We start from the raw sequence: 23,056 nt of genomic DNA on the forward strand, positions 1-23,056 counted from the left end.
ACGAGTTACTATGACGGCATCGGAATTATCAGCATAGAACAGTTAACTATTCAACTACTTTGGTGTGAGAGATGACACAGCGGGATATTCCAGAAAATTGGCCTCCATCTAAAGCAGGAGAGCCAGATGATATGATAAGGTTATCCCCAACGCCACAATTCGCTGAAACTCAAGCATTTGGTGTGCAGGCTAATGGTTCAACCTCTAAGTCAGTGAATCGACAACAACAAGACAGTTACGAATTACCTTTACATCAGCAGTCAGCCGCAACTAGTGTACCCGGTCAAAAGTCTGGGAAATCCCCCGGCTGGATGAAAAACTGGTTTTTGTGGGGATTAATATTAACATTGATACCTGGCAGTATCGGGTTCGTAGCAATGACAGTGTTGCTGAAACTACCAAGTAGTCCCACTTGTACTGCAATTTCTCGACCTTTTGTCAGCGCTTCAGTGAGGTTATACTGCGCTCAGAAGTTAGCTGCTGGGCAAAATGTGGATGATTTACTGCGAGCGATCGCTTTGGTGAGTAAAATATCAGAGGATCACCCATTGGCGGGAGAAGTTAACCGTTTTGTTGCCGAATGGTCGAAAGACATTTTACGGATTGCAGACGAGAGTTTTCAGTCAGGTAATTTAGAGGATGCCATAGCTACTGTCCGTCAGATACCTAAACATTTGGCAGCTTATAAATTAGTAGATGAACAAGTTAGTAAATGGGAGTTAATTTGGTCTCAGGCGGAAGACATATATAAGCAGACTGAAGAGGAACTAAAAAAACAGCGTTGGCAATCAGCATCTATGCTAGCCGCTCAATTAATGGGTGTAGATAATGAGTACTGGTCTGGCGTTAAGTATAATCAATTAGATAAATTAATTACATCAACAAGGGAAGATGCTGATAAGTTAGCAAATGCGGAACGTTTAGCAAATACCAGAGTTTCAGATAACTTATTAAAAGCGATTGAACTTTCTGAGTCCCTCAGTCCGGAAAGCTACCTTTATCAACAAGCACAAGAGTTGATTCCTGAAATTGGGCGAAAAATGCTGGATTTGGCACAAGCAAGCCTGGATAGGAGGGATGCGGGAAAAGCTATAGATATTGCCAGACAAATCCCAGATAATGCCCAATTGCAGGTAGAAGTGAAAGACTTTATTACTTTAACTGAGGCTAAAAGGAATGCATGGATTGGTACTGTGTCTGGTTTAGAAACAGCAATCTTTGAGGCGCAACAAGTTGATGCTTCCAGAGCAATTTATGGTGAAGCACAGGCGTTAATTGCTAGTTGGCAAGTGGAAATTGAAGATCTGGCACGTTTGGAAAGAGCCAGGACACTTGCTAGTCCAGGGACAATCGAAGACTTGACAGCCGCTATTGCTGAAGCGCAGTTAGTTTCAGGTAATAGTCCCCGGGCTGCGGAAGCGAGGACGGAGATTAACCGTTGGCGTGACCAAGTTCAGACTATTGAAGATAGACCGATTTTAGAACGGGCTCAACAATTAGCATGGCCTTCAAATGATATTAATGCTTTGCAAGCCGCAATATCTCAAGCTAGACAAATCCGTGAGGGTCGGGCCTTGTATTCTGAGGCACAGAGCAGAATTAGGCAGTGGACAGATACCATTGAGCGCACACAAGATCAGCCATATTTAGATAGAGCCAGAATGTTAGCCCAAGGTGGTAATTTTACTGCTGCTATTAATACAATACAACCGATTGCATCATCGGGGCGATCGCTTTCTAGGGAAGCTAGGAACAATATACGTAATTGGCAAGGACAAATCCGTGCTAGAGAAAACTGGGCTAGGGCGCAACAGGTAGCAGCTGGGGGTACGCCAGAAGCTTTATCTCAAGCGATCGCCATAGCGAATCGTGTTCCCAGAAGTAGCACTTTACGGATGGATGTGAATTTTGCCGTTAACCAATGGAGTCAGCAGTTATTAAGCATTGCTAATTCTCAGAGTAATTCTAATCTTGCCAGGGCGATTGAGACGGCGAAGTTAATTCCCCGAGGTAGTTCTGCTTATAATACAGCGCAGCAGCAAATTAAGAATTGGGAGCAGTTACTTAATCCTGAGCCTCCACCATTTGAGCCTATAGTTCCGATTGTTGAAAGTAGTTTTTAATCTGGATATCTGATTTTCTTAGGTTTTTTGCAACCTTCTGGTCACGGATTGTAGGTGATTGTAACATAAACCCACCCCAGCCCTCCCCTTGTAATACGAGGGGACAAGTTTCAATCCCTGATAGGGATTATAGGTAATTGTCACACAAAGAAGAGGTACAAGAGCGATGGCAATGGATGATGGTTTCAATCCCTTTAGATAAACGCGATCGCAGTTTAGCATACTGAGTCTGGGTTAAATCGCACTCAAATACAGAATACTGCATCCACTGTCCATAGGATTTAAGAATTTTGTGAATTTTATTGCTGCGTTTATCTTCTAGTATGTCGTAGGAAATAACTACAAACATAAGGTTTAATTTATTTCATAACCAGGGTAAAAGCCGACAATATTTAAAACTGCTTGGATGTCGTGGCGGAGTAAGGAATAACCTAAACTCAGGAGTGAGTTAACCGGGTCTGTGGGAGGGCGACGGTTCCGGGTGGAAAAGCTAAAGTTATCGACGCGAATCAATTGATTAAAACAGCCAAAATATGCTGCACTTCCTGCACCTTCATAACCTCTGATGGAATTAATTGATGTGGCTTTTTCTAAGGATGCGATCGCCTGAGATAGTTGGTTAATGTTAGAGGTTGTTTGATAATTTTTCAGCCGTAATTTTCATCACATCTTCACCCCATTTAATTGATTAAATCCAGTCCCCTCTCCTTACAAGGGGAGGGTTAGCGTGGGGTAAAACAATATTTGATAGTAGGAGCAAAACCGAAATCAATATGTTCCCTGAGCGAAGTCGAAGGGAACAATATAAGGGGGAGGAAGTCGAGGTTAAGAGAACCGCAAGAGATTTTAGAGACTATTGGGGGGATCGTGGTTTCGACTTCGCTCAACCACCGAAATCAATCAATAGCGATGAGGACAATAGGCGTATTGGTTCAAGGCCGCAATCTGGATATATTCGGTATTATTATTCATAATTTTTGGTTAATTTTGATTGATATGTTCGCCGCATCATCCCCATACCCATTGGTGTTTTCCGTCCTACCCCTGCATATAAGGCAAAATCAGCTAAGGCGTTAATTTTTTTGATTTCTATAGGTTCAATTTCTCCTAAGAGTTGATAGCTCACTTCTCCTACAAATCCAATAAATTTACTACGAGAGTCTGCGACAATTTCTGTACGAATGTTGAAGAATGAGGGGAATATTGACTCTAGGACAAGTTGACTAATTTCGATTCCACTATATTTATTCCACCGAGAAAGTAGGGAATTAAAGATACATTCTCTGGTGGGGAGGGTGCTGTCATATTTTCCTTGACGGAAAGCGGTGGGTGTGGAGAAAGTAAAGTGAACATTGCGATAGCGATCGCTGGCTTGCTGATATAATTGACTATAGGGTATAGTATTAGCCCAAGGCTGGGTAGATTGGGGTGTACCTTGAATGCTGGTAATATACAAGTCAGCGGGGCCTAGATGCCAAGGGTGATTGGGGTTAAGATTGAGCCAGAGTTGGGTAAGTTGACTAAAGAGTGTGTCATCTAACAGGGAGATGCGCCACCAGCAAGGCTTTCCTGGGGGGATGGCTTCTTGATGTGTATGTTGTAGTTTAGACATTCCTCTAGTTCCCTGAAGGAAATTAGTTTGTAGGGGTGAGAGGGTAAAGGCTTTATCAGCACTAGGATTATGTAGGCGATCGCCTAATGTGCGGTCTACGGAACTGACAAGGGTTAAAAATAGTGCGTGCAGATGTCTTCCTGTGAGAAACTGGGGAGGGATAGGCGACAAAGGAAGTAGATTAAGAATTAAGCTATGAGGCATATTTAATAGTTAGGAATATTTTGTGTTTGGTGGGGAGGGGTGAGGTAAAGGTAATTTGTAATTGGGAGATATAGCCAAAGTCAATAAAAACTCAACAATTTACTTTGCTGTTTTATTGGGGCGTTTTACTTGCGTTTTTTTGTGCTAGACTTGGTAGCTCTTGATTCAATGGTAAAGTCTGGTATTTCTGCTAGTTCAGATTGACTTAAACTATACTGTTCACAAACCAAGCTCAACCGACTTCCTGGGGTTTGCACTGCGTTAACGGAGTGAGTCAAATCACCTTGGAAGTAAAGTAAAGTATTCACCTGGGGTTTAATTTGTCCCAGTTGGCGTTTATGAGACTTGAGTACTAGTTCTCCCCCTACCATATCTTCAGGTAAGCGTACATACAGAACACTCACAAACATAGGTGGTTCTATGGTTTTGCAGTAAGAACGCAAGGAGCGGTCAATGTGGGGGTCTACACGGGAACCTTGTTGAAGCTGTAAGGGATTGAGGTAAAAAGCATTACAACTAGGTTGGAGAGCCAAATCTAAGTAGGGCTTGAAGTAGGGGAATTTTTGTTCTACAGTGGAGATGTGCGATCGCCTAAACACTAGAGAAAATCCCTTAGTGGCGACAAAATCGCGGTTAAGGTTATTGATCGCAAAGTAAGAACAAGCCTGAATTTCTCCCCATAGGTTATTGAGATACTCCATTGGGAAAGCGTTATGCTGTTGTTGAAAGTATTTCACCGTGAGTTTAAAAAGCGATAGAAAGTAAAATTAGGAACCACATTAGATAAATCATCTGTGTTTATTTGTATATATCTGTGGTTCCATATTGCTAAAACCGACCTTGATTAACTCCCAAAACGGTATTCCATGCGAGCGGGAAGCTTTAACCCTGGGATATCATCAAAGTAATAGTATAAACCTCGCATTTGCAGATTTTGAATCAGACTAACAGGAGGCATATTTACTACATCATAGCTAATAACTTGATTAGTAAACATGACATCTAAAGGGTTTAAAGGATATTTACAAGTAAATAAACCCTCAGTAGTGTGAGAGTTATGTAACTCCGTAACTGTCACCTCAGCCTTACTCATCCACTTACCCAAGCGGATCCATTTTGGTAATTTAATTGGTTTTTCAGCAATTAGGAAAAATTCAAATTGACTTTCTGGTGCAATTTCTTTAGTTCTACCAAAACTGGGGATATTCTTTTGGGTTTTCTCCATCTCGACATGATAGTTATTATTAGCATACTTCCAGGTGTTGAGAATGGCGGAATGATGCAAAACCCTAGCGGGAGTAATGTAAATTTTCTGCTGGTTGAGTGGTATTAAATGCTCCTCATATTTTGGTACTTGTTCCTGGCTAAAGTAGCGATAGGAGTGTTCATCAGCTACGGTAGTAGAGTGGATTTCACTATCAACTAAACCCAGTGCGTAACAGAGGGCGTAATTGTGAATTATTGGCTCTGTTTCGTAAAGTCGCCCAATTTCACGGGTGGCAAAATACAGGCTATCATGTAGTTCCAATTGACATTGATAGATAATGGTCATAGAGGTTACTTAGCCTTAGCACTTGTTTTCTTTTTGCTAATGTGCTTTTTAGCATAATCCTTGGCTTCCCCATCAGCTTTCTCTAAAATTGCTTTAATTCCTGTTTCTGTACCTGTAAGGGTCTTAACTTCCTGTAGCAGAGGTGAAAAAGCATCACCAATAAAATCAGTATGTACAATAAATTCATCAGCCATTAAAGCCTCAATTGCACTTTTAGCAGCAGTAATTACATCATCCTCATCCAAAGGTTCAGGAGGATGAATGGTATTTTGGGCTTTCATTTGGTCATATATTGCTTGAGTCCAACGGAGATTACTGGTAATTTCTCCATCTGCAAATACAACACCAATCAACTCATTACGCAGGCGACCTGTACGGGTGGTTTGCGCTCCATAGTGGCGGGTTCTGAGAATATTATTAAAAACGTAAAGGAAACTCGCCTCTGTAGGGTCTTTGAGGGTGACAATACTAGGGAAGAAAACCTGCGGTCTAATATGGTCTTGCTGATTAATACGACTGGTAACTTCACCGGGTTTAGAACCATTTTCCCCCTTGGATGCCATTGTACCATTTTCAAAGGGGGCGTTGAGGGTAAAAGTTTCGTGGGATTCATCAAAAGGGGTAATTGAAAATGCTGTATCTACAATTACCTTAGATTTTTCCGAACCAGAGTCACCAATGGCAAAACCGTAAATAATACAATCAGGATTATCCATAGCGAAATTAACGTTATATTCGCATTCCTCCGCAGTCATCAAGCCGTAGTTACGCAGTAATTCCCGACCAACTAAACGTTCTGGGGTAGATTGTTTGCGCTTAAACATTGATAAACGGCTGATTGTGGCTTTATCTCTCACTCCAGCTCTCACCCTGGCTTTATTTAATTCTCCATCTGTTTGAAAAAGTGGATAAGATTCTGTAATGCGGACAGTGAGAAAATGGGCATATTTTCCCATGGGTTTGTAGGGAATTGCAGCTTGGAATAGTTTTGAAGGAACTGTTTTCAACAATGACATGATTAATCTCTCCAGAGAATTGAATGTGTTTGATATTGGGTTAGAAATTGGGTTAATGGAAATATCTAATTACTCATTTACATCATCTTTTTCGGGATATTTTTCGGCGTTTTCTTTGTCATCTGCAAGGCGGTAAAGGAACTCACAAGTATCTCGAATTAAATTGATTTGACGACCTGCTAAACGAGCGCGATCGCCTGCAAATGATTTCTCAAATACCTCCTGAACAAAATATCTGGAAAAATCTACAACAGCTTGGCGTTCTTGTTCACGGTTACTAGTTACCCAACGTCCTTCAGCAGTAGAAGCATGAACACGGTCCATGAGTTTAAACACTTCCGCAGCCACCGCCATTACTAATGTTTCTCCCTGAAAAACACTAGACTCAGCTTTAAGAATAGTTTCAGATGCCATATCTATGGGTTTCAACACAGCATTAGATTTAGGGTTATAACGCTTATTAGCGCGGTAAAATTTCCGGTACAAATCTGTTAATTTTTGCGGATGATTTAAGCTTGATTGTTCTCCCACAATTAACTGCTCCATATTTTGATCAAATTTCACATGAGGGTCAAAACAAGGGTAAAAATGATAGGTATAAAGCCTAAGTTTTTCGATTCGGGCTGTTTCTACTCCTTGGTTACGCACCCAGCGATTGAGATAAGCAAAAACATACAAAGGACTGGTTTCAAAATCCTTAGATAGTTCTGCAAATTTACCCCAATTCGCATCGTAACCAGTTTTACCTTGTTTAGCGTTGACATCTAAATGAATAGCATAAGCCGCCGTTAACACATTTAATGGTGCTGGGTATTCAATACTGTTTTCTTCCCAACCTTCTAAAATGTAATCAAGACGGAATCTATCCCTTTTGACTAAGGCACGGAAAGCATGGGGCGCACTATCTAAGAAAACGCTTTCCTCAAATTCAGCACCATCATTAAAAGGTGGAATTGGCGACTCAGAAACCACTGTTTTTACATCTAGAATCATGGGAAAAGCAAAGGCTAACCAACTCGGCATGATCCAAGATTCAGTGTCGGTGCTATCCTTTCCTGGGGGGAGTGCCATAAAATAAAATGTTAAGGGTTGATCTTCAGGATAAGAAAGCTTAAATGTGCGGTTTTTTCCAGCCTGGATATGTTCATCAATGATGAAGCTATCTACCTTTTGATAATTTGCTTTTTCTAAGTTTGCCTGTAAATCCTTGCTGATGAAATGATTACGTATGGTAGTATCAAAGCGAGTTTGAGCAATACCATTGTATGCTTTCTGTAAAAACTTATTAGTTTCTGGGGTGAAATAATAAGTTGGGTAAAAATAGAGATAGCGGTATTTTCCCTCTTCAAATCGTTTACCAACTGCTTGAGTTTGATTCATCAAAATTTGCCTGAGCATCATTTCCACACCCGCAATACTGGAAATGTTCCGCTTGGCGTTGGAACCCCCCAACATTTGTTTATTTGTATAAACTTGGGGTGTAAATAAAACTGCTGATTCCATTTGCTCAGTCACGGTGTAAGCTGAATGAGAAATTGAGCAAATAAGTTGCTTTCCTCTTCCTGATTTTTTAGCAGCATTGTAACTATTTAATTCGTCTAAAAATGTCTGACTTTCAGCTACAGGTGATACTTGTTGCTTGCTATTTGGCAACATGACGACGCGATTTACCCACAGTCTTAAATCCTCCCAACCATCGGGTAATTCATACTCAGAAATCAGCGGGGAAATCAAGGTTGATAAGTAATCGATAATTTGCTGACAAATTTCGCGGATGTTTTCAATCCCCGGATGAGATTCTAAATATTTAGCCGCTAAATAATACCATTCATAAGGTACTCCCCCAGTATTTCCTTTTAACTTATTTTCCTTCAGACTTTCGTTAATGCGTTGAATTTCCCGAACTGCGGGTAAATATGCTGTTAAATTCCACAACTCCGCGACTTTGTGGGTTAAGTCTAAATCTGGTAATGCTGGTAGTTTTTTATCTTTCTTTCTCGCAGCATCAATGCGCTTAACGGTCTCTTCCCAAATCTTACGGGTGACTAAATCACCAAATTCCGCTATTTGGTCGATGCGGATATCATCTTTAAATGTGAGGTCATGGTCAGCAGATAAAACATTTTGTTGCTGAAATTTAATCAGATTTTCACTGCGACTTTGAGCAACAGAAGATTTATTAGAGTTTAATATCCTTAATGTAGCATCTAAAGCTACTTGCATTAAACCTAAATGCTCAAAGAATAAATTGTAATATTCCGCATATTTCATCCCTTTACCATCTCGACTAAATCCTGTTTGTCGCAGACGCAGTTGACCTGCACACAGTGACTTAATACTATTAACTACACGGTCTGATAAATTTTCTTTAGTAATGGGCGGTGCATTACGCAATGCTAGATAAATTACACCTGTGGGTAAATACAGTAAAGGTTGATAGTAAATGTTTTCATAAGTGTTCACACTGGTATGATCGTCAATTAAAGCATTATTAACTACGTTAGTTAAAACACCTCTATTTTCAGCAATACTGTGATAGGTAAATTTTAGTTTTCCATCACTTAATTTATGCAGAATCTCTTTGAGTCGGTTATGTTCCGCATCTTGGGGATGTTTGACAATTGAGGCCAGGGAATCAGCCAAACAAGTTAAATAACACAAACTTTTAATAGTGCGATCTTCGAGAACGGGATTTAAGCCAAATTCCGAAAAATTCCAGTTAGTATCCCAGCGTCGTTGTGCATTATAAGCTATGCACAATAAATCATCTAAATATTGCTGATAGGCTTCCCAGTTATCTGGGTTAATAAACTTATCAAGTCCTAACTGGTGAATTTTTTGATCAATAATTTGGCGCTGTTCTTTTACGGGTAACTGGCGACAGTCTGCTGGGACATCGGGAAATTTTTCAAAGTCATGTAAAATAAAGCCTGCAATTACTAATCGGCGTTCTTTTTCTTTAACGAGTCTTCGGACTGTGGTATCAAGTTGTTGTAACCGCTTTTCAATTAAGTTAGCCGGAAATAAACCATTGAGTAAATGTGTATTCAATGATTGGTCAGCAGCATTATCTCGCCGAACTTTAGTTTTACCTGCTACTGCTCGCTCGTGGTCAATTTCATCAAAGAATTTACCGCCTTTGGCTGTAACACCAATGGCTATATTTAGGAGGTTGGGTAAAACATACTCAGCGAAATCAGCCATTACTGGGTCATGAGGATTTTCCGCCTGAATTGCTTCTCGCAATAGTTTAAGTGTGAGTAATTCACCCTGAGTTTCAATGGTACGGTCTGAAGAATCACCATCAAAACCAAAGTCTTGATTAAACAAATCATCGTCTAATTCTTCTAGTTCTTGATTTTGATTGTCAAATAAATCTAGTTGCTGATTGTCTGCAATGGCTTGAGTTTTTTTATTCATGATCTACAAATAATCAAATTGACTAATTATTGGTTGCAGGTAAGGAAGATATTACTGATTGGGTTTTATAGTTTGTGAAGAGGAAAGCTGGAGTAAAACTTACTGTCTTAAGATGTGGCTTTTTAAGTGACTTATTCAAGCATCAGCCAAGCTGTTGGGGATTAAGATTGCTTACGCCTGAGCTTAATACCGCAAGCTGGTGCTTTCCTCTTGTAGAGAAATTATCGGATAGTCTATGACATTGGTTACTCGGTTAATAACCTATATTCAAATTGGTTATGAGCAACTTGTTTTTTTTCAATTAGGTAGCCTTTTCTACGAGCTTCAAATATGGTGTGTCCAAATCGGAAACTCACATTTGCTGCTAGCTCATCGCTAGAATGCCATTTACCATCCTTAAGAATTGCAATTAATTTCTCAAGGTTTTTTAATTTGACGGGCATATCATACTCCTTAACACCTATGGTCATGGCAGCCCAAATACTGGACATATTTACGCATCAGCATTTGTATAGTTTTGAACCTACATAAAACGAAACCTGTTGTCAAGGAATTTTTCTGATTTTAATAAGCTTAGACGTATTCAACACTAAAAGCTCTTGACATATTCAACCTGACTATGAAATACTTCCATCAGATAAAGCTTTACGAGCACGTAACCACTTAATTAATCCCTATTAGGGATTGAAAAGAATAAGTCTGTGCTTAAAACCGTAAGCTTTTTTTCTCAACAATCCCTATCAGGGATAGAAACCTTAAACAATCCATATTTCATCTCCTTTGCTTTTCAAGTTATGGGCGTATAGGTGAGGGTATCTAGCAACAGTGCTGACTGACCAAAAGCGATCGCATAAGGTGCAGTAGCATCATGAACGCTGTACTGGTCGCAAATGGGGTAAATCTGAAAGTGCATTGGTAGTCGTAACCGCATCCGCACTTCTGACACGGGTCTACGAATGATGTCAGCAACTAAACCCTGTGTTTTCAGGCGTTTGTTAATTGCACTGATCCATTTATTGTCGGGTTGGGAAATTTCCACCCCAGTTAAAACCTGAACTTTCCCAGTCTCCGCTATTGGTTGTAAGTCTCCCGGATAGGTAAATTTCCAGTTCAGTCGTTCCTCACGGTAGGAACGCAACTTAATAAATGCGAGACAATGAGCAAATCTACCTTTGGCTATGGGTTGCTCTGTGCGTTGTGCGGTTTCTGCGAGTGTCCGCATAAATCCTGCCTCTGTCCACATTTCAATGTCTAAATTGCTCAAAATACCTGGTAAATCGTAGGTTTTAAACCTGTCTGCTGGGTTTTCTTCCGTTAAGTCATACAACCCACATTGCAAGGGACTAGAACCCCGAAAACTAGCAGCTTCTTCAGCAATGGGATTACCTGATTTACCTGAGATTGCTTTCCAGTCTCCCGCCCATTGCTTAATATCTTCAGCTATGGATTTGAGGCTGTTGTTAAATACTTGCTCACAGGCTGTTTGAAATTGTTGTCGGCTTTGGGCATACTGTTGTTTAATTGTGCGATCGCTCAATTGGTAACATAGCCAAAATGATTGTACAGTACCCCAGCGGCGATAATAACCATTAAAATCATTGATTTTTCTATAGTTATCATTAATTATGCTGTGAAAAAATGGGCGCTCATACGTACCATCTACCTGTAAGGGTGGTGAATCTCCCTGAAATAAACGTTCTCCTAAAAAGTTAGGCACAAGAGCAAAAGCTGTAAAGTGGTTAAACTTAATCATTTGACCATCTTTCTCATAGCCATCATGTCTACCTAACCGCCCCAACCGTTGAATAAAATTACCTGCATCTGATGATTCAAACATCAGAAAATTGATTTTAAAATCAACCCCTACATCAATTGTGCTGGTACCGATAACTAAATCAGCCATGAGACTGCGTTCTTTTATTTCCTTTCCAGAAAGCCCTGTATTTTCTCCTACTGTTAGATCATAAGGTTGCAAAAATTCCTGAAAAAATGCCGTTAAACGCTTGACTGTTGCAATGGAGTTGAGAATAATTGCTCCTTTACTACCAGGATAATTTTTAAACTGAGATAAAATTAACTCCCTATTTTCTTTGAGCCAATTTTCCGAAGCTTTAGAACTAGGTTCTAAAGGAATAAAATTGAGGGTTATTGTTCTGGCTACCTGTCGCCAGCCCTGTGTTTGTAGTTGCTGTTTTTCTTGTTGTGTGGCAGGAAATTGATATTTATTTTCGGCAATGGGATTGATAAATTGACAGCGAAATCCTGCCTGTTGCAGTCTGCTAATTAAGTTTGGATCTGGTGTAGCTGAGAGAAAGAGAAATTTTTTACGCCGATTTGTACAGCGAATTAACAACATTGTGTTAATTACACTGGCAATTTGGGGGGCTGTAAAAACATGAAATTCATCAAAAATAAATAAGCCAAAATCTTTATCAATGCTACCCCATAATTTATCTGGGCTATCAACCGGACTTATATAAGCACCTCTATGCAAATAGTGAAAGATATCAGGATTAGTCAGTAATACTTCTCTTTGATTTGCGAGAGTTGCAATCGCGGCCGCTTTTTTTAGTCCTTCATTTTCAGCATAGATTTCTAAGTCAGCCCCGCTTAATTTGGCTACACGCGGCTCATTTTCTGGTTGAAGTTGGGCAATATATCCTCTAATTTGTGTTTCTTGGTCTCGTGCAAGTTCGTTAGTTGGGTAAAGTCCAATGGCGGAAGATTGACCTTGAATCACTTCTAAATAAGCCGCTAAACTTTTACCGTCCCCTGTCATGGCTGTGTTGAACACTACGTCAATATTTGAATCCCGTAGTGCTTCTAAGGTAGCTAATTGATGCCAAGAAAGTGACCAATTTTCAGGTAATTTCACGCCGTCAGGTGTGGGGACGGTTTGAGAATAAACAGGCTTGAGAGTAATTTTCCAATCTGCCGACATTCACTTAAATAGTGTCCGTAAACTGTTGTTATTTCTGATCATGCCATGCAAAATAGATGTTAGCAAGATATATCTGGATAAAAGTGTCCGTACAAATATGAGTCGGAAAGGTCAGTCTATAACTCTGTCTTTAAAGGAGCGGGATAAAGCAGAACTGGAAGCCATAGCTCTGCAATTTGGTATGATGTGGGGAAATCGCCCGAACATATCCAAGCTCATAGAAGCCATAGCCCAACGTAAGTTACGCATTGGTAACAATAACAATTGGACAGAAGACAGGATTCGAGCATTACATCGGTGTATAGGTGCATTAACCGACATTGGACAAGTAGAACAAGCCCAAATTATTGCTAACTTGCTTCTAGAACGCAGCGAACTGTCAGTACCATTGCGGACGGAAATACAAGCTTTTTTAGAAAATCTCCCCCCACCTTGGCGGTTACAAATAGATAACTACATCCTGCGACAGCAACCATTTCAGCTTTCCTACCAAGATGCAGCAGGGCGCGTACTGAATTTTACGGTGCGCCATGCTCGGATTACCCCCCAGGAAAAGCGCCAATATCTTAACTGCTGGTGTGAGGAAACAGAAGGAAACTCTGATATCCCTGAGCTGATTCATAACTGGACTTTACGCTTAGATAGAATTACAGATGCGGCTGTAACCTCCATCCCTGGTAATTGGCATTCTCAGTTAGATACAATAGAGGTGGAAATACATATATTTGGCGGCTTGGCTTTTGGTTATCAAGCAAAACCGGAAGATCACATCAATGAATGGTTAGCAGATCAGCCAGGGGTTCGCCGAGTTGTGAGGACGGTATCAAATACCTTTTGGTTTAGCCGGGAGGTGATGCAATACGGTCCAGACTGTGTAGTAATTCTACCTGAGAATGTGCGCGATCGCCTCAAGGAAAAAGTTCGCAACCTCTGCAAGTTATACGATATTGAAACCACAAGTTAAATCCCACTCCCATAACATCATCCCCACCTTCAGCGGTCTTCGACTCTCCAGTGAAATTTATCCTAAAATCTGCGCAATCATCCGATTGGCTTGAGAACCATAACCACCGCCAAATAAATTGAAGTGATTGAGAATGTGATAGAGGTTATAGAGGGTTTTTCTTTGCTGATAACCTGGCTGTAAAGGAAACACTTGGTTATAACCTTGGTAAAACCCAGGGGGAAACCCACCAAATAATTCTGTCATGGCAATGTCAACTTCTCGATCGCCAAAATAAGTAGCTGGGTCAAATATCACAGGTTCTCCTAACACAGTAAAACCAGCATTCCCACCCCATAAATCACCATGTACTAAGGATGGTTCTACTTGATGACCGGCTAATAAATCAGGAATAGCCGCCAGTAGTCCATCTTGTTGAGGAAAACTACCCCCCCGTCGCCTAGCTAATTGAAATTGATAATTTAAACGATATTTGGTATAAAATTCTGCCCAGTCTCCCGTCCAACTGTTGATTTGAGGTGTGGAACCGATAGTATTATTAATTTTCCATCCAAAACCTTTACTACTAATGGCTTTGTGCATCGCGGCTAGTTTGCGCCCCATTTCTTCCCATTTACCGTTACCGCCTCCCATTTCCAGCCATTCCAAGACAAGGTAGCTATAGTTACCAGCAGTACCCCAACAAATGGGTTGAGGTACAAGAATGGTATTTGTAACTAGTATTTCCTGTAAGCCCAGGGCCTCAGCTTCAAACATCCCCACTTGAGATGCTTGATTTAGCTTCACAAAGTAAGTTAAATCTCTATCAGAAATAGCATAACCTTGATTAATACAGCCACCACTAACACCTCGCTGGCGCTGAGTTTGAAATTTTTTGCCGGTGACTTGGCTAATATGGGTATCAATTTCAGTCCACATTTTGAAATTAGTAGGGTTTTAAGATCACTACCCCATAAGCATCGGGAGAAAGATACTGTTTTGCCGATCGCATTAAGTCAGTGGTATCTTGCGATTGAATATGATAGGGATAATTAAAAGCAGGTTCTAACTTTCCTATCATAGATTGATAGTAACCATATAAACCAGCGCGATCGCTTGGGGTTTCGTTACCAAATATATACCTATTGGCTACCCGCCGCCGCACCCGACCAATTTCTGCTTCTGAAACTAACTCTGTATGTAGTATACGGATATGTTGGGCGATCGCCTCCTCCACAGCTTGTAAATTTTCCACAGCACATTTAGCGGTAATATAGAATGTCCCTTGTAACTGATTAGTCATATTACTAACACTAATAGAACTTACCAGTCCCCGTTCTTCCCGCAAATCTCGCACCAGTCTGGATGTGCGTCCATGTCCCAAAATACCCGCCAAAACATCCAACCCATAAATATCATCTAGCTGTCCCAACCCTGGAACCCGCCACACCATGACTAAACGTGCTTGCTGAAGACTGTCATCGACAAATTCCCGACGCACAATTTCTGTAAACGCAGGTTCAGGATTAACTCTTAACTCTTGAGTATTAATTGTTCTGTGTTGACTATGACTAAATCCCTCAGCTACAGTTGCAATTAATTCTTCTACGGGTAAATTACCCACAGCCACAGCGGTAATCGACTGGGGTTGATACCAAGTTGCGTGAAAGTCGCGCATTTGTTGGGCTTGCAGTTGAGAAATTACCCCTTCTGGTCCCAATACTGGACGGCGATAAGGTAAATGCTCAAAAGCCGTCTCCATTGCTCTTCTGAATGTCCGCCGCTGGGGATTATCTTCAGAACGGCGAATTTCTTCTAAAACCACTAAACGCTCCCGTTCAAAGGCATCGTCAGGAATACTGGCATTAAGGACTACATCTATTTGTAATGGCGCTAGCTCTACAAAGTCTTTGGGAGCAGTGGTTATGTAGTAATGAGTGTAATCTTGGCTAGTGGCTGCATTAGTCACAGCACCCCGTTCTTCAATTCGACGTTCAAACTCACCGCTTGCTAATCGGTCGGTGCCTTTAAAAACCATATGCTCTAAAAAGTGAGCCATGCCATTAATCCTATGAGATTCTACCGCCGAGCCTACTTTGATCCACAAGCTGAGATTTACAGCTTCTACTGGCATTTGCTCTGCGACTATGGTTAAACCATTGGGTAATTGGTGGAGTGTGGGTGCGTTTATCCGAGGGAATTTTGCCAGAGTTGAGGTCATGGGTGGTAGGAGAGTCACAGCTTTTTACTCTTTCATCTTATCTACTAATTTTCATCTGTATCTTGAGGAAACTGTTTAGGTGATGAATTTCACGCGGCTTTTTTTTCGCAGATGAAGTAAAATTATAAGTAGTAATATTAAGAATTATAAAGATAAATATCAATGACCAATATTTCTAGTCACAAAACTAAATCCCGCGTTGCTGTTATTGGTGCAGGTATAGGCGGACTGACTGCGGCGGCTTTATTGGCCCATCGGGGTTACAGTGTTTTAGTTCTCGACCAGGCCTTAGTTCCGGGGGGTTGTGCTTCTACATTTAAACGTCAAGGATTTACCTTTGATGTGGGGGCGACTCAGGTTGCTGGGTTAGAACCGGGGGGAATTCATCACCGCATATTCTCGGAATTAGCTATAGACTTACCAGATGCGACACCCTGTGATCCTGCTTGTGCTGTGTATTTACCCGGAGAAAGTACACCGATTAATGTTTGGCGTGACCCCCAGAAATGGCAAGAGGAACGCCAAAGACAGTTTCCCGGTAGCGAACCTTTTTGGCAGATGATGTCTGTGTTATTTGAGGCTAGTTGGCAATTTCAAGGGCGTGACCCAGTATTACCACCGCGTAATTTGTGGGATTTATGGCAACTAGCTCAAGCGGTGCGTCCTAGTACATTCATTACAGTACCCTATACATTATTTACTGTGGGTGATGCTTTAAGGTTTTATGGACTGGGTAAGGACCAGCGTCTGAGGACGTTTTTAGATTTGCAATTAAAACTGTATTCCCAGGTGAGTGCGGAGGAGACAGCTTTACTCTATGCTGCAACGGCGTTGAGTGTCTCTCAATTACCCCAAGGATTATTCCATCTCCAGGGTAGTATGCAGGTACTCAGCGATCGCCTGGTGACATCCTTAGAACGAGATGGTGGTAAGTTATTAATGCGCCATACTGTGGAACAAATTCAGGTAAAAAATGATCAAGCCAATGCTGTAGTCATTAGAAACCAGAAAACAGGTGAAGTCTGGACAGAAGTAGTAGATCATGTAGTTGCTAACGTCACAGTGCAAAATTTAGTGCAACTATTGGGAGAAAAAGCCCCTGCTGGTTATCAAAAGCGTGTGGAAAAATTACCCCCAGCTTCGGGAGCTTTTGTGGTTTATTTAGGGGTAGATATAAGTGCTATTCCCCCCGGTTGTCCCCCCCATTTACAATTTTTGTATGATGTTAACGGCCCGATTGGTGAAAATAATTCTTTGTTTGTTTCCGTGAGTCACCCCGGAGATGGACGCGCTCCCGAAGGTAAAGCCACAATTATCGCTTCATCATTTGTCGATCCTACACCCTGGTGGCAAGGTGAGAATTATCAACAGTTAAAACAACAGTATACAGAAGATGCGATCGCTCGTCTTGGCCAATATTTCTACCTCAAACCAGAAACCATTATTCATGTAGAAGCTGCTACACCCCGCACCTTTGCTCATTACACAGGGCGCGATCGGGGTATGGTTGGTGGTATTGGTCAAAGAATACCCACCTTTGGCCCCTTTGGTTTTGCCAATCGTACACCCATCCAGAATTTATGGTTAGTTGGTGACTCGACTCATCCAGGAGAAGGTACAGCTGGGGTCAGTTACTCAGCGCTGACAGTAGTTAGACAAATTCAGGCGGAATTTTAGAATTAACAGATTTCTAGTTAGAAGTTAACATTACGTATCTGTGTTCATCTGTGGTTGAATTGCAAAAACCAACATATCTAATTCCAGTCCCTGCTCATAGTCTTGTCATTTTTAGGTATTTTGCATCCAACTTTTCCATTACAAGTGTTAGGTTTAAGCTGTTTAAGATGCTGGACTTAATTGGTCGCTTTTCATCCCAAAAAATCAGAGATGAATAAAACTTGATTACCGATGGAGAACTCAACATATCAAAGGTCTTGTGTGCAGTCTCCTCATTATCAAAACTCAGGAAGTAAACAGTATCATCAAAAACGACAGGCTTACTAACTATATGGCTAATTAACCGAAATTCTAACCTCTTATAAAGACCACAAATTGCAATTTTCCAAGGTTCAAAAGTATACGCACCAACACCAAAGATAGAAAACTTGGGATTACTTTTGTATATTTTACTCTTGCGGTTATCTAAATAACTTGCATGAGACTCTAAATAACTCCAGGTTTTAGGAGCTAAATGTTTTATAGAGTCAGTTGATTCACCAACAAATTTCTGAGTCACTAGGAGATATCGATCAGTATTTTTTATACGATTTTGAGCCACATCCGAACCTTTAATTAAAGGAAACACATAAGTTTCTTCAATATCAACAGTTTCTCCTAGTCCATTTACAAAAATATTATTATTTTTACGCAACTCCATGACATTCGAGCAATCATGTTTAATCCCAGAACGCCATTTCTTTTGATGATTGACATCATATAGTTGACTGAATTTTTCAAAAGAAACTATATCTCTTATGAGGAGATTATGGCGATAACCTATTGTATAATATTCTGAGCTTCTCAAACTACTAAATACATTACAGCAGTAGTTTTTAGAGGTTGAATCAAATTTACAGAAGAATAGACAGGCGTCCACAGATGCATCAAAATACTTTTTTGTATCTATGCTATAACTTGCACAGTCAGCCAAATTAAGATTATTAGAATAAAGGTAGCCCAATAACTTTCTGGAAACGGAAGTTTTGCAAAGCATTGCTAGGTAAGCATTACGCCCTTGTAGCCATTGTATAGACTGAATTAGCATCCATTCGGAAATATCAAAGTTACTCTTACCAGTTATAGCGTCCAAGCCTCTGTGATTTTGAAAATTACTTTTTTTGGGTAGGTTTGTGCCACCAATTCCTCCCTGTTGCGAACTAGTCACCCAGGGAAAATTACCAAGCACGAGAATTTTTCCATGCAATTTATTTACATATGATAACCAATTAAACTCAAAGAAGTTGGCATTTTTAAGCTCAATCCTGTTATCTTCTAAAAATAGTTTTTCCGTGTGTGCATTCTGTAAATAATCTGAGTTTATCTCTACTCCAATAATCTTTTTAGTTGATGGAAATAAACGTGCAGCAGTCTTAATAAAATTACCAACTCCGCAAGTAGGATCAATAATCACATCTGGATTAACACCAATTTCTATCAACTGCTGACATACTTCTTGAGCGAGTTCCACCGGGGTTTGGAAATCTCCATATTCTATTTTTGTCTGATCACCAGTCTGAATCATTGGTTAGCCCTGTAAACAGCAACTATGCCTTTTTCTTGTCCAGCACGCTCAATAACTCTTCCATATTGTAGTCGCCATTGCAAGGCATTAGAAATAGTTAAAAATCCTTGCAAGGGAGGGTTAAGCAGGATTTCGTCTGCGATGTTAGATGCTTCAATTTCATCAACAGGCAAATTTCTATCATACATAAAAGCAATCAAGTCATCTTTATTACCTTGATTTTCCAAGATGCTCCGAATTCCACGAGTCATCTGAAAATCTGCCGTTCTTTCTGTACTGACGTAAATTGTGTGCTGAATATTTAAATTTGCAGTCTGATTTGTACTGTTGTCTGTCTTATCATAAACAAAGATGATTAGTCCATATCCCAGTCCAAAAATCTTTTGTCTTGCAGATTTATAAGGACACGATGACTGTGGTTGTTTAATGCTTGTGACTTTAATATCAACTAATAACTGGGGAAAGTCAATACCACTAGCTGAATTACCCTGAACAAAATCATACTTCTGTTTGAGATAGAGCTTAAATTTCTGCTCTAGATATGTTCCAATTGCTTTCCCATCAGTAACACCGTAAAGTAATGGTTCTGGGTGTCTAGACTCAGCGACTGAAAACACTGCAGCTTCAGTACATAGGGTTTCTATGGTCAAAATTTTCATGGTTGAAGCAAAAAACAATATTAATTACGGCATTTCTGGTCGATCCAGTAAATATCCTAATATCATAAATCTTGTGGTGTGGCTATCCTGACAACCCCGCCTACCTACTTTGACTGTTGTGCTACTGCCAAAACAATATAAGTGATAAATTTTACCTATCAAATATAGGTTTGTCTTAGGGAAGACCAGGAATCATAGCCACTTTAATCACCTCACGGGCTTTCATCTGGTAAAACACCTGTTCTAGGTCTTGTAGCGATCGCTCTTGACTGATTAACAATTCAAAAGGTATTTTACCACTAGCTATGAGTGAAAGGGCTGCCCGCACATATTCCGGTGTATTATGAAATACCCCTTTTAAGGTCAATTCACTATAATGTAACTTTTCTGTGTCAACTGTAATAGTTGTGTCTCGGGGACAACCACCGAATAAATTCACAGTTGCACCAGGACGGGCGCAAGTGATGGCGGTTTCCCAGACAGTTGGCACCCCAGTAGCTTCAATTACCACATCAGCACCCCATCCCTGAGTAAGTTCTTTCACTACACCGGGAATATCGGGGATGTGATGATAATTAAATGTGTGTGTTGCTCCCAGTTGTTGACCTATTTTCAGTCTGTGGTCATTACCTCCCCACAGGATAACTTGTGATGTCTGAGCTAATACAGCCACAAACATCAACCCAATCGCCCCATCTCCCAACACAACCACCCGGTCATGGGGTTTGACATCAGAACGAGCCACACCATGCAAAACACAGGCTAAAGGTTCGGTCATAGATGCTAAGGATAAAGGCAACTCATCGGGAACCCTGAACATATTATATTGTACTATTGCCGCAGGGATTTTCAGATATTCCGCAAAAGTGCCATTATTCCAGGTGATATTAGGACATAAAGAATACTCCTGTCGTTGACAAAAAAAGCATTTCATGCATGGTGCGGAATTATTAGCGACAATGCGATCGCCAACTTGCCAATCTCTCACACCAGCACCCACAGCCACAATTTCCCCTGCAGCCTCATGACCAAACAAGGTGGGGAGTTGCAGCATTTTGGCATGGCCACCACGCCGCCAAACCTTTAAATCTGTACCGCAGGTGGTTGCTACACCCACTTTCATCACCACTTCACCAGTGGTGGGGGTGGGTTCAGCCACCTGTTCTAAGCGTAAATCTTCTTGACCGTAGAGTAATGCTGCTAACACAGCTTGGAACCTAATTAGTTATTTACACTTGATTTTATCAGATTGTGGCAGACAATGAGAAATTCTCCCTAGTCTCTGAGTGTAGTTTGAGGTACAGCCTCATGGTGAGTTTCACCGGTCGTACGAACCACACGAGCTACAGTTAACATAGGTATCTCTTGGCGACAGGATTGGCAAAACCAATACAATTCATTATGACGGATATGACGCAGGAGGGAACCACCGCAACACGGACAGATGTTAGACATCATATTCATAGGATCCTCCTCAAGTAAAGTTGTTTAAAAGTTGGAAAAAAATTTTTAGTTAAAATCTGAGCTGATCTGTATCTAAATAACTATTTTCAAAGGCCAACCAGTTTGTTTAGCAATGGCGATCACCTGTTTAAGACCCTTTTCCAACACAAAAGCGGCCTAAAAACGCCAGATAATAGGATTTTTCTGGTTGGACTATGAAGGGATAATCCTGAGCTTCTATACCTTTATAAGTAGCGACATAGTTAAGTTTAATTCGCTGACCGGCTTTGCTAATACTGACATAAGGTTGCTGGCGATAGTAGGTAAATACTTTTTGAGTATCTCGGATAATAAGGATTGTGCAAGATGTGGGCGGTGGGAGTTGATACCAAAGCGGAACTCTTTCCCTTCGGGGAACGAGTTGAGCGATCTTCATCAGTTGTTTCGGTTTACGTGGTGAAGAATTACTCAGAATAAGTATTTACATCAGCTTCTCAAAACAGAAAATTCGTACTTACTTTTTCTGATATAAATTGACCGCATTAACCTTTGGGAAGCCGATGTTAGTTAAGGGTATAATTAACCATTACCAAGAGAGTTTCCCAGATCAACAATGGCTAATTAGCAGCCATGTCTTTAGAATATACCTGAATTGAGACTGGTTGCATCTACCTTGGGGATCATGCCATAGTTAGTATTTTTTGTATTGGCAGTTACAGAATAATATTTGGTGTAGCTATTCATACTAAAAATCTCAGATATTTGTAATTTTTATTAACCATAAGTTAACCAAAATAGATTAACTAGAGTCATGTAAAATAATTCCTGCCAAAACTAATCAAAAATTAATATTTTTTTCCATAAGAAAATGAAAATTGCCACTTGGAATGTAAACTCAATTCGCACTCGCCTGGAACAGGTGATATTTTGGTTAAGGGAAAATCCCATTGATGTCCTCTGTTTACAGGAAACAAAAGTTGTAGATGCGGACTTTCCGCGATCGCCTTTAGAAGAATTGGGCTATCATACTTATTTTTCGGGACAAAAAGCTTATAATGGTGTAGCGATGATTAGTCGTCAACCACTTAGCAATATTACCGCCGGTTTCACACCAATTCTACCCAATATTGACCCAGTATGGGATGTGCAGAAGCGCGTGATTACAGGAGTCATTGATGGTATTCGGATTGTAAATGTCTATGTCCCCAATGGTTCGGCCGTGGGCAGCGAAAAATACGAGCTTAAGCTGCGCTGGCTGACGGTGCTAAGGGAGTATTTACACACCCTTTTACTTTCACAACCTGCACTCTGTATGTGTGGTGACTTTAACATTGCCTTAGCTGCCGAAGACATTCATGAAAAAGCTAATACAGACAATCATATCATGGCATCCGAACCAGAGCGCCAGTCTTTACGAGATATCTTAGATTTGGGGTTTGCTGATGCCTTTCGTAAGTTTACCACCCAAGGAGGACACTATAGTTGGTGGGACTATCGCGCCGCAGCTTTTAGGCGCAATATGGGTTGGCGAATTGACCATCATTATCTCACCCCAATACTCTATGAACGCGCCAAAAGCTGCATCATTGACCCTACCCCCAGAAAATTGCCCCAACCTAGCGACCACACTCCTGTAATTGTCGAATTTTAGATTAGGGTGTAGATGGAATTCATCACCCAA

Annotated in this window: 18 protein-coding genes and 2 pseudogenes; 4 read left to right on the forward strand and 16 right to left on the reverse strand. The window is 40.7% G+C overall.

All coding sequences use genetic code 11. The features are described from left to right. Nucleotides 1–71: 71 nt before the first annotated feature. Nucleotides 72–2,123 carry a chromosome segregation ATPase gene (locus NWP22_RS00675; RefSeq protein ID WP_271734659.1) on the forward strand — a complete coding sequence of 684 codons (2,052 nt, stop codon included), beginning with the start codon at nt 72–74 and terminating at the stop codon, nt 2,121–2,123. Between the two features lie 127 nt (nt 2,124–2,250). On the opposite strand, the gene cas2 is transcribed toward NWP22_RS00675, so the two are convergent. The 9 genes and pseudogenes from cas2 to cas3 all read right to left on the reverse strand — a co-directional run bounded on the left by cas2 (nt 2,251) and on the right by cas3 (nt 12,868). Continuing rightward, the gene (gene cas2, locus NWP22_RS00680; protein WP_271734662.1) at nt 2,251–2,472 is read right to left on the reverse strand and encodes a CRISPR-associated endonuclease Cas2; all 222 of its coding nucleotides are present in this window, start codon (nt 2,470–2,472) and stop codon (nt 2,251–2,253) included. A 23-nt stretch (nt 2,473–2,495) separates the two neighbouring features. After that, nucleotides 2,496–2,753: pseudogene (cas1, locus tag NWP22_RS00685) on the reverse strand (CRISPR-associated endonuclease Cas1); the annotation flags it as partial. Between the two features lie 334 nt (nt 2,754–3,087). Continuing rightward, nucleotides 3,088–3,939, reverse strand: coding sequence for a CRISPR-associated endoribonuclease Cas6 (gene cas6, locus NWP22_RS00690; protein WP_271734664.1), 852 nt, complete (start codon nt 3,937–3,939; stop codon nt 3,088–3,090). A gap of 125 nt (nt 3,940–4,064) precedes the next feature. Then, entirely contained in the window at nt 4,065–4,676 is a 612-nt protein-coding gene (locus NWP22_RS00695) for a 2OG-Fe(II) oxygenase (RefSeq protein WP_271734665.1), read from the reverse strand. A gap of 107 nt (nt 4,677–4,783) precedes the next feature. After that, nucleotides 4,784–5,491: a type I-D CRISPR-associated protein Cas5/Csc1 gene (cas5d, locus tag NWP22_RS00700; RefSeq protein ID WP_271734666.1), complete on the reverse strand. Its 708-nt coding sequence runs from the start codon at nt 5,489–5,491 to the stop codon at nt 4,784–4,786. Between the two features lie 5 nt (nt 5,492–5,496). Next, nucleotides 5,497–6,507: a type I-D CRISPR-associated protein Cas7/Csc2 gene (gene cas7d / locus NWP22_RS00705; RefSeq protein WP_271734667.1), complete on the reverse strand. Its 1,011-nt coding sequence runs from the start codon at nt 6,505–6,507 to the stop codon at nt 5,497–5,499. Nucleotides 6,508–6,576: 69 nt separating this feature from the next. Beyond that, the gene (gene cas10d / locus NWP22_RS00710; RefSeq protein WP_271734668.1) at nt 6,577–9,927 is read right to left on the reverse strand and encodes a type I-D CRISPR-associated protein Cas10d/Csc3; all 3,351 of its coding nucleotides are present in this window, start codon (nt 9,925–9,927) and stop codon (nt 6,577–6,579) included. A 245-nt stretch (nt 9,928–10,172) separates the two neighbouring features. Continuing rightward, nucleotides 10,173–10,418, reverse strand: coding sequence for a hypothetical protein (locus tag NWP22_RS00715; protein ID WP_271734669.1), 246 nt, complete (start codon nt 10,416–10,418; stop codon nt 10,173–10,175). Nucleotides 10,419–10,682: 264 nt separating this feature from the next. After that, nucleotides 10,683–12,868: pseudogene (gene cas3 / locus NWP22_RS00720) on the reverse strand (type I-D CRISPR-associated helicase Cas3'). A gap of 97 nt (nt 12,869–12,965) precedes the next feature. On the opposite strand from cas3, the gene NWP22_RS00725 reads away from it, so the two are divergent. Beyond that, nucleotides 12,966–13,832 (forward strand): helix-turn-helix transcriptional regulator, encoded by an 867-nt coding sequence (locus NWP22_RS00725; protein WP_271734671.1) that lies wholly within the window; start codon nt 12,966–12,968, stop codon nt 13,830–13,832. Nucleotides 13,833–13,889: 57 nt separating this feature from the next. Here NWP22_RS00725 and NWP22_RS00730 read toward each other — a convergent pair whose 3' ends face one another. Further along, complete coding sequence (locus NWP22_RS00730; protein WP_271734673.1) at nt 13,890–14,750, reverse strand: fructosamine kinase family protein; 861 nt, start codon at nt 14,748–14,750, stop codon at nt 13,890–13,892. A 7-nt stretch (nt 14,751–14,757) separates the two neighbouring features. Continuing rightward, nucleotides 14,758–16,032 carry a M16 family metallopeptidase gene (locus NWP22_RS00735; RefSeq protein WP_271734691.1) on the reverse strand — a complete coding sequence of 425 codons (1,275 nt, stop codon included), beginning with the start codon at nt 16,030–16,032 and terminating at the stop codon, nt 14,758–14,760. Nucleotides 16,033–16,194: 162 nt separating this feature from the next. Between NWP22_RS00735 and crtD the strand changes: the two genes are divergently transcribed. Beyond that, nucleotides 16,195–17,709 carry a C-3',4' desaturase CrtD gene (crtD, locus tag NWP22_RS00740; RefSeq protein ID WP_271734675.1) on the forward strand — a complete coding sequence of 505 codons (1,515 nt, stop codon included), beginning with the start codon at nt 16,195–16,197 and terminating at the stop codon, nt 17,707–17,709. A gap of 94 nt (nt 17,710–17,803) precedes the next feature. On the opposite strand, the gene NWP22_RS00745 is transcribed toward crtD, so the two are convergent. The 5 genes from NWP22_RS00745 to NWP22_RS00765 all read right to left on the reverse strand — a co-directional run bounded on the left by NWP22_RS00745 (nt 17,804) and on the right by NWP22_RS00765 (nt 21,811). Continuing rightward, nucleotides 17,804–19,273 carry a class I SAM-dependent methyltransferase gene (locus NWP22_RS00745; protein WP_271734676.1) on the reverse strand — a complete coding sequence of 490 codons (1,470 nt, stop codon included), beginning with the start codon at nt 19,271–19,273 and terminating at the stop codon, nt 17,804–17,806. Beyond that, on the reverse strand, nt 19,270–19,932 hold the full coding sequence (locus tag NWP22_RS00750) for a type II restriction-modification system restriction endonuclease (RefSeq protein WP_271734677.1): 663 nt from the start codon (nt 19,930–19,932) through the stop codon (nt 19,270–19,272). The genes NWP22_RS00745 and NWP22_RS00750 overlap by 4 nt, the downstream gene beginning before the upstream one ends. A 175-nt stretch (nt 19,933–20,107) precedes the next feature. Then, the gene (locus tag NWP22_RS00755) at nt 20,108–21,139 is read right to left on the reverse strand and encodes a zinc-dependent alcohol dehydrogenase (protein ID WP_271734678.1); all 1,032 of its coding nucleotides are present in this window, start codon (nt 21,137–21,139) and stop codon (nt 20,108–20,110) included. Nucleotides 21,140–21,207: 68 nt separating this feature from the next. Then, nucleotides 21,208–21,396, reverse strand: a complete 189-nt coding sequence (locus tag NWP22_RS00760; protein ID WP_271734680.1) for a hypothetical protein — start codon at nt 21,394–21,396, stop codon at nt 21,208–21,210. A gap of 127 nt (nt 21,397–21,523) precedes the next feature. Next, a complete protein-coding gene (locus NWP22_RS00765; RefSeq protein ID WP_271734682.1) occupies nt 21,524–21,811 on the reverse strand; it encodes a glycosyltransferase family protein in 288 nt (95 codons plus the stop codon). Between the two features lie 432 nt (nt 21,812–22,243). On the opposite strand from NWP22_RS00765, the gene xth reads away from it, so the two are divergent. Next, entirely contained in the window at nt 22,244–23,026 is a 783-nt protein-coding gene (gene xth, locus NWP22_RS00770) for an exodeoxyribonuclease III (protein ID WP_280801397.1), read from the forward strand. Nucleotides 23,027–23,056 lie beyond the last annotated feature (30 nt).

It is taken from the genome of Anabaenopsis tanganyikae CS-531 (assembly GCF_029891675.1).
Lineage (GTDB): Bacteria > Cyanobacteriota > Cyanobacteriia > Cyanobacteriales > Nostocaceae > Anabaenopsis > Anabaenopsis arnoldii.